Raw genomic sequence first — 12159 nt, 5'->3', positions numbered from 1 at the left:
TTCACTCATTTAAACAGTCAATGTTTTCAAATATTTTTAGAATTAGTTTCTGAATATTTTGCCGATAGTATTTTGATAATACAGTTAGATAATGGCAGGTTTCATAAGGCAAAAAACCGGAAAATACCTGACAACATTATTCTCATGTTTCAGCCACCACATTGCCCAGAATCTAATCCAATTGAACAGATTTGGCAATATCTAAAAAAAGGATTGAGATGGAAGCTACCTAGAGACTTAGAGGAATTACGTTTGTTAATTGGTCAACGACTCAAAGAAATGAACAAAGAGGTAATTGCTTCAATTGTTGGACGAGGTTATATCCTGGATGCTCTATCTGTAGTTGGTATTTAGAGAATTGGTATAACATTTTAGTCTTTAATGATCAGGCGCATCATGCTTATCGGATATCTCGGATATCTCCAGATAAAAATGATGCTGGCGATGAGCAAGAATCGGAAAAATATCAAGAAAAAGAAGCCACGATTTGGCTTGAGGGTTTAGATAGGGTTTGCGATCGCGTAAGTGAGATGCTCCCTGATTCTAGACCAGTTATCAATTACTGACCCGATTCGATCGCTCCTTCGGCCTCATGGACAATTGCCCTCAATCGATCTAAAGTTTTCTGGTCCACCTGAGTCCATAATCCCCGTTGTTGAGCTTCTAATAATCTTTCGGCCATATCTCGCAATGCCCAGGGGTTTTTCTCCTGAATAAATTGTTGTACCTTGTGGTCAAATAAATAAGCTTCGGCTACTCCCTGATAGATAAAATCCTCCACCAGATGAGTAGTGGCAGAGTAGGCAAAAATATAATCTACGGTCGCAGCCATCTCGAAAGCGCCTTTATAGCCGTGTCGCATCACTCCCGCTATCCATTTGGGGTTAACCACTCGCGAACGGTAAACGCGACGAATTTCTTCCTCTAGGGTTCTGATGCGGGGATTTTCTGGACGGGAATGATCACCAAAATAGGTGACGGGATTTTTGCCGGTTAAAGCTCGGACACTGGCAGTTAAGCCGCCTTGAAATTGATAGTAGTCATCGGAGTCAAAAATATCGTGTTCTCGATTGTCCTGATTGTGCAGCACTATCTCTAATTCTTGCAGTCTATTTCTCAATACTTCTGGTAAAGAATGGGCAGTTCCTTGACTATCATAGGCATAACAACTCCAGTTAATATAAGCATTAGCTAAGTCTTGATCATTTTGCCAGTTTTGTGACTCGATTAACCCCTGTAAACCGGCCCCATAAGCACCCGGTTTGCAGCCAAAGATTCTGGCAGTAGCTCTCAGTTTCGCCTCTTTTTCTCCTAAGCCCTGACTTAGCCAAAACTCCCTCTCTGTCTTCACTTTCGCCGCTAAAGGATTAATTTTTTCCTCTTCCTCTTGACAAGCTACCGCATTTATGCAAGAATTAAGAAGATGTAGTATGCTGGGGAAACTGTCCCTAAAAAAGCCCGATACCCGAACGGTCACATCAATGCGAGGACGGCCTAAGCTAGACGGGGTAAGGATTTCAAACCCGACCACCCGACGGAAAAAACCATCCCAAAGGGGACGAATTCCCAGTAAAGCCATGGCTTCGGCCACATCTTCGCCACTATTTCTCATCGTCGAAGTTCCCCAGATAGAAATCGCCAAAGTGCGGGGATATTCGCCATTTTCTTGGGTATAACGTTCAATTAGTGCCTCTGCGGCCTTTCTTCCCACTTCCCATGCGGTTTCTGTGGGGATTGCGCGGGTATCGACAGAATAGAAATTTCTGCCGGTGGGGAGAACATCGGGACGGCCGCGGGTGGGAGCGCCGGAAGCGCCACTGGGGACGTATTGGCCAGCGAGACCTTTTAAGAGATAGGTAAGTTCATCCGGGGTTTGTTTTAAAGCAGGAATTAACTGATTTTCTAGCCAAACCAATTCTTTTGCCGTATTTTCGCCTAGAGGTTCAATTTTCTGGCTAATTAAATCCTGAGCGAGACTTTCCAGATAGGTAGTAGTATCGTTATATTCCGTCAGGGGGTCGCAGTCGAGATGGAGGTCAAGGGCGATCGAACGGGTTAAACCGGGGCGGTCGGGACTAGGAGAACGAGCGATCGATTGGATTAAATCAATTAACTGCTGACCCTGGGGACATTGACCGAAGATATGTAAACCGTCGCGGATTTGTGCTTCCTTGAGTTCACAGAGATAACCATCCACGAGGGTGAGAAATTGACTAAAGGAAGCGCTGGTCGCAACGCGCTCGCTACGCGAGATCGTGCCTAGCTCTCGATCGAGATTAGTTTTCGCCATCAGATCGTTAATCCGCTCGCGAATCAGAGCTAAACGAGAAGGATCGAGAGATTCTGCTTGATAATATTCATCGATGAGGGACTCTAACTTTTCCCAATCCCCATACAATTCCGCTCGCGTCATTGGGGGGGTGAGATGGTCGATGATAACAGCTTGGGAACGTCTTTTAGCGCTGGAACCTTCTCCGGGGTCATTGACAATAAACGGATAAAAATTCGGCAGCGACGAGAAAGCAATTTCGGGATAACAATGGGGAGAAAGAGCGAGACTCTTCCCGGGTAGCCATTCTAAATTGCCGTGTTTACCGAGATTAATCACAGCAGTGACTTGGAATTCCTGTCGTAACCAATGGTAAAAAGCGAGATAGCTGTGGGTAGGTTCCAGGTCGGGGGAATGATAATTAAGAGTCGGGTCAAGGTCGTAACCGCGAGAAGGTTGAATACCGATAAAGACATTACCTAACTGGATGCCGGGGATAGGGAAATCCCTGTCTGGATGTCCCCAACGGTCAAGCAGAGCGCTTTGATTATCGGGGGGAAGGGAGGAGAAATAATCTAGATATGCTTCTAGGGAGAGAGATTGATAGATAGGTTTTAATTCCCTTGTCTCCAGGTCATTAGTGATACCGGAAATCAGCAATCGCATTAAGTCATCGCTATGGTCGGGTAGGTCGGTGAGGGTATAACCTTGGGTTTGTAATGCGCGAAGAATTGCCAGACCACTAGCGGGAGTATCTAAACCGACTCCGTTAGCGATACGACCATCCTTATTGGGATAGTTGGGGAAAATGAGAGCAATTTTTTTCTGGGAGTTGGGAAGGGAGGAGAGTTGACAATAGTTTGCGGTTAAATCAGCGACAAAATCAACCCGGTGGGGGAGGGGTTGATAGATAACTATTTCCGTTTCTAGTTTGGGATGTCGGGTGAGGACAGATTTAAAGGAAATAGCGCGGGTGATAATTTTGCCATCCATTTCCGGTAAAGCGATATTCATGGCCACATCCCGGGGGGAAAGACCTTGATAACCCTGTTGATAAGCTTCTAAACTGCTGCTGCTGAGGATAACTTGGAAGATTGGTTTATTGAGAGACTGCCAGAAGTGATGATTTTGTTTGTCTTCCGGTCGCTGGATAGAGAAGCTAGTGGTGTCGAGAATTAAGTCTGGGGGATGGTGGGAAAAGAGGGTTAATAGTTCCTCTTGCACTTCAATTTCCCGCAGAGAGGAGAGAAAGATGGGGACAGTTTCCATGTTTCTTTGGGTGAAAGCGCTGATTAAAGCATCGATAGCTTTGGTATTACCCGCGAGATAATGGGAACGATAGAAAAGTATCCAAGTCCGTGCTTGGGGTTGGGATAGGGTTATCTGGGAATAGATTCCCAACCGAGGGACAACCTGAGGAGGAGAGGGAAGATAGTCGAGATGGAGACAGGTATGCGCGATAAATTTAGCAGCATTAATCCAGTTATCTATCCCTGCTTCCGTGAAATAGCACCATAACTGATTAACAGTAGTTAGGGAAGCAGTGGAATGACTCATCAACTCTAAATCCGGTTTATCCTCTCCCGGGAGGACAAATAAAGTCGCACCGGTTTCCTCGACAATTTCCTTAACTACTTCCAACCCGTAGGACCAACTCCCCCGTCCCCCCAATAAGCGAAGAATAATCACCCTTGCTTGGGATAGTACCTTGTCCCCATAGTTATCGATACTGTATTGCTGCTGTAACTGGGATAAATTCAGGGCGCGAATTGCGGGAAAATTATCGGGTAGATGGTCGATAGCTGCCGCTAGAGTTTGAATATCGGTATCAGCCATGGTGAGGAGAACAATCGGGGCCGGATTTTGGTCAATAATAATCACCCCTTCGGTATCTGCTGTCCAACCACCCGCTTGGGGAGCAATTCGGTGCATAAGTTTTGAGAGTCAGGTTAAATAATGATTAGGTTTTGAGAATCAGGGTCTCGATCGAGGGATCATTCTTAGGTAGATAGAGATGATTATATCTGTCTGCGGCAATTTAAAGAACAGGCAATAGGGATTAGGGAATAGTAGGGGATAGGGATTAAGAAAACTTCACTAAAAACCAAACCCCAGTCCCCTTACTGATAACTGGGGTTTGGGAAGTGGGAAGTGGGGAAGTGGGGGAAGTGGGGGAAGTGGGGGAAGTGGGGGAATTTCAACTAAAACCCCAAAACCCCAAAACCCTATCACCCTATCACCCTATCACCCTATCACCCTATCACCTCCTGCCTCCTGCCTTCTGATAACTGATAACTGATAACTGATAACTGATAACTGATAACTGATAACTGATAAATGAATGCTGCTCCCGCTTATGTTTGCTGTCAAGTGTTGTCATCTACTCACCTCGAACAAATTCGTTCTTGGTGGGGACAGTTGGCAATACAGGTGACAGCGCCGAGGATTAGTCTAAGTGAAAGAGATCTTCCCCCACAGACAGGAGAAATCTATCAACTCTTGCTTTCCACTGACCTACAAGCTTTATTGTTAGCCAGTCCCCAAGCACATAACTTTGAGTACGAAGTCCGCATTAGTTTTGAAGCGAACACGATTAAAAATTTTCTGCAAGGACTTTCCGTCAAGTCTCTCCACCACCCAAAAATTCAGCAGGGTTATCAAATTTTAAATCTGCCTCTATCCAATAATGTCAGCAGTTTTCAAAATCAAATTTTAGTCAAAATTCTCTCGATAATTTCTTCTCCGTCTGCTGATAGAGATTGTTCCCGCATCTTCTCCGTTTGTCAACCGGTAGAAGCTGCCCTATCCCAACAAATCCAACAGGAAAGATTATTAAACCAAGTCATCACCCAAATGCGTCAGAGTCTGGAGTTACCGGTGATTCTGGAAACCGTAGTCAGGGAAGTGCGGGATTTTCTGCAAGTGGACCGATTGTTAATTTATCAATTTTTTCCCAGTACCGGTGAGGTAAAGGGAAAAATAACTTCCGAGTCGCGCATTTCTGACCAGATAAATTCGGTGTTAAATTTAACCCCCGAAGACGATTGTTTTTCCTATATTCCCCAATACAAAGAAAAGTACCGTCAAGGATTAATTCTGGCTGTGGATGATGTGGATGTTAACTATTCTTCTTCCTTCTGTTTGTCGGAATTTTTGCGACAACACCAAGTGCAATCAAAATTAATCGCCCCGATTGTGGTACAAGAAGAATTGTGGGGTTTATTAATTGCCCATCAATGTCAAGAAAAACGCCAATGGTTGCCGCAAGAAAAGAAATTTTTAGGTCAGATTGGTGAACATCTCGCCATCGCTATCTATCAAGCGCAATTATATTCTCAAGTACAGGAACAAAAAGATATTTTTGAACGCCGGGTAATAGAAAGAACCCAAGAATTACAAGATACTTTAATGGCCGCAGAAGCCGCTAACCTCTGCAAAAGTGAATTTTTAAATAATATGAGTCATGAGTTATTAACTCCCCTAACTTGTATTATCGGTTTGTCCAGTACCCTGCAAAAATGCTCGGCAGCTAATAATTTTTTACCTCCCGACAAACAAAAACACTATCTACAAGTGATTCAGGATAACGGCAATAAACTATTAGAATTAATTAATGACTTGCTTAATTTCTCGCAAGTTTCGGCAGGAAAAGCCGTTTTAGATATTAAACAATTTTCGCTAAAATACCTCTGTAATCATGTTTTAGAAATTATCAAAACGGAGGCAGAAATTAAAGAAATTAATCTAATTTTAGAGATGAAAATTGCCGAAAAAGAGCATTATTTTTACGCCGATTACGATCGAGTTCAGCAGATACTTTTGTACTTGTTAAAAAATGCCCTGAAATTTACCCCCGAACAGGGTGCTGTCACGCTGAGACTGTGGAAAGAAGGCAGTCAGGTCATTTTTCAGGTAGAAGACACGGGCATCGGCATTCCTGCTCAAAAAATACCGCTTCTGTTTGAAAAATTTACCCAATTGGATGGCTCTCGTAAACGTCGTTATGGTGGTATGGGATTAGGATTGGCTTTAACTAAACAATTAGTGGAACTGCATTGCGGCACGATCGAGGTAGAATCTTGCTTAGATAAAGGTTCCATCTTTACCGTCCGTTTACCTCAACAAAAGCCCCCCAAACCCCAACCCTCAGATCATAATCCCCATTTTAATCACCAGCATCCCACTGTAGTTTTAATTGAAAGTGACGAAGAAATTGCCAATCTTATTTGTGAGTTATTGATGGTGGCACATTATCAGGTTATTTGGTTAATCGATAGTGTCTCCGCTATCAAAAAAATTGAGATCGTGCAGCCAGGTATTATAATTGTCGATCGAAAAATGCCAGATATATATCATCTCTGTCATCTTTTAAAAAAATCTAGCCAAACTCAAGCCAGTAAAGTGCTAATCTTGAATGATACCCCTGAAATCAGCGTTAATTTTCTTGGTCGTCATGGCATTGACGACTATCTCCTCAAACCGATTCAACCCTCCCTATTGTTGGAAAAAATCCGCTATCTAACCGCTTTATAAGTAGGGTTTGCGGCAAAAAGTTTTTTGTGGGTGTGGGGTGTGGGGTGTAGGGTGTGGGGTGTGGGGTTTTACCCATTTTCATCTGGTCAATTTTTTCTTTTTTCCTCAGAAAATAGAGCTTGAAAACTAACTATCAAATAGCTAATTTTCAAGCTCTTAATTGTAGGAATCCTAGAGCTAAATTAGGATTCACTCTCGATATAGATAAATAACAAACCCATAACCACGGCTGGCATTAACCAACAGACGATCGGGATTAAAATCCAAGGCAGATAAGAAGCTGCGTAGTCACCAGTCATGTCAAACGCTCCTAGGAAAAAAATAAGGAAATGATAATCAGGTAGAAAAAGGGTTAATTATTGATTAAAAACCCCGCGCATGATGCCATCAACGACACCAAGATTTTCTAGGAGGAAATAGGCCACAAAAGCACCACCCATACCGCCAATAAAGAAACCGGCAGCGAATTGACTCCAACCCTCCGCCGATTTCAGCGGATCACCACTAGCGGCCTTACCTTGGAAAGAGACAAGACCATAACTAGCTAAACAACCCGTAGCCAAAAGAACCATGGCTAAAGCGGGGATTAAGCCGCCGATATTGGCATATTCGGAGTCTCTCAGGGGGCCCAGGACAACCCAGGGACCACCGAGGAAATAACCGTGGGCCATACCCACTTCTAGACCGCGCAGAATCGGAGCTAGACCGGGACGATAGGCAGGTAAGTTACCAATAAAAGCTTTGGTAAAACCAGAAGCGGAAATGGGGGTAGCTAGATGACCAATGAACGGATCATCATTGTAGGGTGTCACCACCTGTTTGTATCCAGTTTCAGCCATTGTGTTTGAGTTCTCCTTTTTCCGATCAACAGGAAAATTGATCATAAAACTTTAAGATTACACTTTAGGCCTAAGAATTACTTCAAGCAACCCCATCGATCGAGTTTTCAAGGGTTGACGGCTGAAATTCTCACAATTCGTTACATTTCTCTCAGGGGAAGGGAGTGGGGAGCTTTGTTTCAGTAAACAGTAATCAGTGAACTGAAAACTCACATCTGATACTAAATCCGTTGAGTATAGGCTACATATCAGGATAGGCAAGAGGCAAGAGGCAAAAGGAGGAATAGATAATCAGTCTTTAATAACTGGATTTAGTATGATAACTGCTCACTGATAACTGCTCACTGATAACTGCTTAAGGGATAATCAACACTGGACAGGGGGCAAGGTTAATAACTTTGGTGGTGACGCTTTCGGACACACCTTCGCTGGTTAATCCTAAACCGCGACAACCCATAACGATCAGGTCGGCATTAACTTCATCGGCCACATCACAGATGACAAAAGAGGGTATTCCCTCCCTTTCAATCATTTCGGCCTTGATGCCAGCTTGAGCGAAAATCGCTTGCGCCGATTGTAACAATCTATCCACCGCTTCGATCGAACTCATCTTATCGTCGGGGGCAATTTCTCCGGCGGGTGTCGTTTCCACCACCGACAACAGCACCAAACGACTGTCAAAGATTTTGACCAATTCGATTACACTACTGGTCGCGTCACGACTTTCGCGGCTGTGGTCGATGGGAAATAAAATCGTCTCAAACATAATTAGCAAGTCTCTCCAATCAAATTTTTCTGGGCAAATCGGTCTTGGAACTGCAACACTGATCCCCAAATCTGAAATAATCTTTGTCAAAGTAATTGCCGCAAGTAGCGATACCCTGATTTAATCTTTATTGTACGGTAAGCAATCTAGGAGGTTATGGGCTGTGCCAAAAAAAACAGTAGCGAATTTAACAGAGGCTGATTTAGCGGGCAAACGGGTCTTAGTCCGGGTCGATTTTAACGTTCCCATGGACAAAGCCACCGGGGCAATCAGCGATGATACCCGCATTCGGGCGGCACTACCAACCATTGAGGATTTAATCAAAAAAGGGGCTAAGGTTATTTTATGCAGCCATATGGGTCGTCCCGACGGTCAAGTTAAAGAAAATTTGCGTCTGACTCCTGTGGCTAAACGTCTCTCAGAATTACTGGGTCAAGAAGTAGTCATGTGTCCCGATTGTATTGGTGAGGGAGTGACGGCAGCGATTAGTCAAATGTCTAACGGTCAAGTGGCCCTTTTAGAAAATCTGCGTTTCCACGGTGAAGAGGAGGCAAATGATCCCGATTTTGCCAAAAAATTAGCTGCTAATGCCGATTTATACGTTAATGATGCTTTTGGTACCGCCCACCGCGCCCACGCTTCCACGGAAGGCGTTACCCACTATCTCAGCCCCTCGGTGGCGGGTTATTTGATTGAAAAAGAATTAAACTACCTACAAGCAGCTATTGAAACTCCCCAACGTCCCCTAGCGGCGATTATCGGCGGTTCTAAGGTTTCTAGTAAAATTGGCGTGATCGAAACTCTATTAGAAAAGTGCGATAAACTGCTCATCGGTGGCGGTATGATCTTTACTTTCTACAAGGCCCGCGGTTTAAGTGTTGGTAAGTCTTTGGTGGAAGAAGACAAACTGGAATTAGCTAAATCCCTGGAAGCGAAAGCTAAAGAAAAAGGGGTGGAATTCCTCCTTCCTACCGATGTGGTGTTAGCGGATAAATTCGATAAAGATGCCGAGTCCCAAATCGTCAAGGTCGAAAATATTCCCGATGGTTGGATGGGATTGGATATTGGACCTGAATCAGTTAAAGTTTTCCAAGAAGCTTTATCTAACTGTAAATCTGTCCTCTGGAATGGCCCGATGGGGGTGTTCGAGTTCGATAAATTTGCGGCGGGTACAGATGCGATCGCTCACACTTTAGCCGATTTAACCGCTACGGGTACAACTACTATTATCGGTGGTGGTGACTCGGTAGCGGCGGTGGAAAAAGTGGGAGTGGCGGAAAAAATGAGCCATATTTCCACTGGTGGTGGCGCTAGTTTGGAATTACTCGAAGGTAAAGTTTTACCCGGTATTGCCGCCCTCGATGAAGCCTAATTATCGCTAATATCTAAGGTTTAAACAAGGTGGGTGTTGCCCCACCTTTTTTTATGAATTAGGGAGTGGGTTTTTAAAGTTGGATTGGGAGTTAATCATACAAATACTTTTGCGGCAAAAATAGTTGAGTCATTAGGATACTTCAATTGCGGTAAAATCCACCCGCTGATATAAATCTGTCAGGGATATTTGAAAATCTAGAGAAAACAAAGTTAAAATCGCTTCTTGATCGTGATAATCCCGGAATGCCCAATGATCGCCTCTTTTATGAAATTGTTCTATATAATAACCATATTGATCGATTAAAATATATTCTTCAAAACTATCAAGAGAGCGATAAAATTTAAACTTATCACCCCGATTATAGTCTTGAGTAGATTTTGATAAAACCTCGATAATCACCTGTGGATTGGTAATCGTATCGGTGCGTCCTCTTTCAAGAATTGGTTCTCCCTTAACGATCATAAGATCTGGATAGGTGTACACATTATAGGCGGGTATTGCCAAGCGTAGATCGGTGATAAATATATCATAGGCTTGATTCTGGATAGTTAAGGGAAATCTTCTATAAAAATTTCCCGCAATGCGATTATGGTTAGGAGTTCCCCCAGTCATAATAATAATTTCTCCATCTCGATACTCGTGTCTGTCGGTGGCAGTTTCCTCTAGTTGAAAGTATTCTGCGACTGTGTAGCGTTTCTCAGTGGTTGCGACCATATTGCCCCCTTGAAAGCAAAGCTCTGTTTTTATGATAACCTGTTTTCCGAAAAGCTAAAATTATCGGTTTTAATCAGGTGCTGACTGCCGTATAAATATCGAGAGACCTTGTTAACAAGGTCTCTCCAAAGTGGGTGGGATTATTGTTGCTAATTTGTCAATCCGGTTGGGATAATTTGAGGATAGCGCCGGTGACTTTCATGCTTTCTTGATAAAGCACATCTTGGCCCCAACGCTGTAACTGTTTACCTAGAAGAGTTTCTGTTTTTTGGTCTTCCAGATGGGACACTTGTTCAATGCGGCAAGATTGGGCCCCTCCCGAAGCTTCCATCCGCATACAGCCGGTAGTTCCCGAACAAATTACCGTACAACAATCGGCCTGAAGATTAGTAGAACTGAGTTTAATACTAATCAGATCTCCTTGTATCTCACCCCAATCGGCCACGGGAATACCGGCTAATTCCGCCTCAATTAAACGCTGGTCTTGACCGAGGAAGCTAATCCGATGAATAGCGTAATCTCCCGACCGGTGACTATATCCCACCGGTCGCCATTGTAACCGGCTGGCCATCCAACCGAGGAACATAAAAGCTTGGCAAGGATTGCCCTTTTCGTAATCAATAGTGATGCGATCGACTTCCAGAATAGCATCCCGGCGCTCCGGCGGATCAAAAGCCTCGGCGGTTAGTTCTTGCCAAGGGGCGAGACGACTCCAGTTCAGGTCAGCTAATGGTACATCTGTTGCTAATAAATCCCCCACTTGCAGCAGTTCCGTTTCCGGTTCCCGAAAAGTGCTGGAATCGACGATAATCGTATCACATTGACCGGCCAGACGTTTAAATAGTCCATATTCGCCATCGGGACTGGCTTTCCACCAGAGAAATTTGGGCAAACTGGGAATAGTTAACTCGGAAATAATGCCGCCAATTCGTTCCAAAGCTTCCGCCGTACCGCTTAAAGTAACGTATTCACAGCAAACTAAAGTGTTCTGACTACGTTTGTTAACGGGACAATAGGCAGAAACAGAGGCTTTTACCCCTTCATCGGCCTCGGCGGTGGGACAGAGGGTAATAATGCGACAGGGATTGGAAGCAGCGATCGCATCTGCCACCCCAATCGCATCCAAATCGGCGGCGTATTGACGACGATTAGCCCCGTCCTCGGCGTTTTTTTCTGCTTCCCAGACAGCCCTTAACCGGGCGACAAATTCATCGCTAGAAAGCCCGGTTACTTCTAGTCCTAAGTCCTTCTGGGCGACCTTGATAGCGGCGTGGGTCCGCGGACCGGCAATACCATCAATCGGGCCGGTGTAATAGCCGAGAAGGGTTAACAATTCCTGTACCGCATCGGGTTCATAGACAATAAAGCTAAAGGTGGTGGCCCGGGTGGCGGCCATACCATCCTGATTATCATTATAGGATTGCCAGATATCGCGCAGTTCCTGCTCGATCACATCGATGGAAACATCTTTCGGTGCTTGCAGGGAGACAATGGGGGGGCTTTGGGTGGTCATGTCAGTTATCAGTTATCAGTTATCAGTTATCAGTTACCAGTTAAGTAGGGAGGCACAATTATTTGTAGGATGGGTTAGCGGTAGCGTAACCCATGCGGGCGTTGGGTTTCATGCTTCAACCCAACCTACGTTCATCTTATATTTAATTTC

Annotated in this window: 9 protein-coding genes; 3 read left to right on the top strand and 6 right to left on the bottom strand. The window is 44.3% G+C overall.

The window, feature by feature from the left end:
- Positions 1–354 (top strand): transposase (locus IM500_RS01350; protein WP_287737471.1); only part of this gene is annotated, 354 nt, incomplete at its 5' end.
- A 205-nt stretch (positions 355–559) separates the two neighbouring features.
- Here IM500_RS01350 and cobN read toward each other — a convergent pair.
- The gene (gene cobN / locus IM500_RS01345) at positions 560–4201 is read right to left on the bottom strand and encodes a cobaltochelatase subunit CobN (protein WP_190719798.1); all 3642 of its coding nucleotides are present in this window, start codon (positions 4199–4201) and stop codon (positions 560–562) included.
- A 405-nt stretch (positions 4202–4606) separates the two neighbouring features.
- On the opposite strand from cobN, the gene IM500_RS01340 reads away from it, so the two are divergent.
- Complete coding sequence (locus tag IM500_RS01340; RefSeq protein ID WP_190719795.1) at positions 4607–6802, top strand: hybrid sensor histidine kinase/response regulator; 2196 nt, start codon at positions 4607–4609, stop codon at positions 6800–6802.
- Positions 6803–6984: 182 nt separating this feature from the next.
- Here the strand turns inward: IM500_RS01340 and IM500_RS01335 are convergent, their stop codons facing one another.
- The 3 genes from IM500_RS01335 to IM500_RS01325 all read right to left on the bottom strand — a co-directional run bounded on the left by IM500_RS01335 (position 6985) and on the right by IM500_RS01325 (position 8407).
- Positions 6985–7101, bottom strand: coding sequence for a photosystem I reaction center subunit VIII (locus tag IM500_RS01335; RefSeq protein WP_004162778.1), 117 nt, complete (start codon positions 7099–7101; stop codon positions 6985–6987).
- Between the two features lie 57 nt (positions 7102–7158).
- Positions 7159–7641 (bottom strand): photosystem I reaction center protein subunit XI, encoded by a 483-nt coding sequence (locus IM500_RS01330; protein ID WP_004162779.1) that lies wholly within the window; start codon positions 7639–7641, stop codon positions 7159–7161.
- Between the two features lie 355 nt (positions 7642–7996).
- A complete protein-coding gene (locus IM500_RS01325; protein WP_190719792.1) occupies positions 7997–8407 on the bottom strand; it encodes a universal stress protein in 411 nt (136 codons plus the stop codon).
- A 163-nt stretch (positions 8408–8570) separates the two neighbouring features.
- Here IM500_RS01325 and IM500_RS01320 point away from each other — a divergent pair, with 163 nt between their 5' ends.
- Positions 8571–9779 carry a phosphoglycerate kinase gene (locus IM500_RS01320; protein WP_190719789.1) on the top strand — a complete coding sequence of 403 codons (1209 nt, stop codon included), beginning with the start codon at positions 8571–8573 and terminating at the stop codon, positions 9777–9779.
- A gap of 132 nt (positions 9780–9911) precedes the next feature.
- Here the strand turns inward: IM500_RS01320 and IM500_RS01315 are convergent, their stop codons facing one another.
- Together IM500_RS01315 and opcA are read right to left on the bottom strand one after the other, a co-directional pair.
- Positions 9912–10496, bottom strand: a complete 585-nt coding sequence (locus IM500_RS01315) for a Uma2 family endonuclease (protein WP_130756682.1) — start codon at positions 10494–10496, stop codon at positions 9912–9914.
- Between the two features lie 157 nt (positions 10497–10653).
- On the bottom strand, positions 10654–12009 hold the full coding sequence (gene opcA / locus IM500_RS01310; protein WP_287737468.1) for a glucose-6-phosphate dehydrogenase assembly protein OpcA: 1356 nt from the start codon (positions 12007–12009) through the stop codon (positions 10654–10656).
- Positions 12010–12159 lie beyond the last annotated feature (150 nt).

It is taken from the genome of Microcystis sp. M179S2 (assembly GCF_020245805.1).
GTDB lineage: Bacteria > Cyanobacteriota > Cyanobacteriia > Cyanobacteriales > Microcystaceae > Microcystis > Microcystis aeruginosa.
This window is presented reverse-complemented; position numbering and strand designations above follow the sequence as displayed.

What these genes read in the sequence shown, in the direction of transcription:
- cobN (WP_190719798.1), bottom strand. Translation starts at nt 4,201, where the DNA reads ATGCACCGAATTGCTCCCCAAGCGGGTGGTTGGACAGCAGATACCGAA.
- IM500_RS01340 (WP_190719795.1), top strand. Translation starts at nt 4,607, where the DNA reads ATGAATGCTGCTCCCGCTTATGTTTGCTGTCAAGTGTTGTCATCTACT.
- IM500_RS01335 (WP_004162778.1), bottom strand. Translation starts at nt 7,101, where the DNA reads ATGACTGGTGACTACGCAGCTTCTTATCTGCCTTGGATTTTAATCCCG.
- IM500_RS01330 (WP_004162779.1), bottom strand. Translation starts at nt 7,641, where the DNA reads ATGGCTGAAACTGGATACAAACAGGTGGTGACACCCTACAATGATGAT.
- IM500_RS01325 (WP_190719792.1), bottom strand. Translation starts at nt 8,407, where the DNA reads ATGTTTGAGACGATTTTATTTCCCATCGACCACAGCCGCGAAAGTCGT.
- IM500_RS01315 (WP_130756682.1), bottom strand. Translation starts at nt 10,496, where the DNA reads ATGGTCGCAACCACTGAGAAACGCTACACAGTCGCAGAATACTTTCAA.
- opcA (WP_287737468.1), bottom strand. Translation starts at nt 12,009, where the DNA reads ATGACCACCCAAAGCCCCCCCATTGTCTCCCTGCAAGCACCGAAAGAT.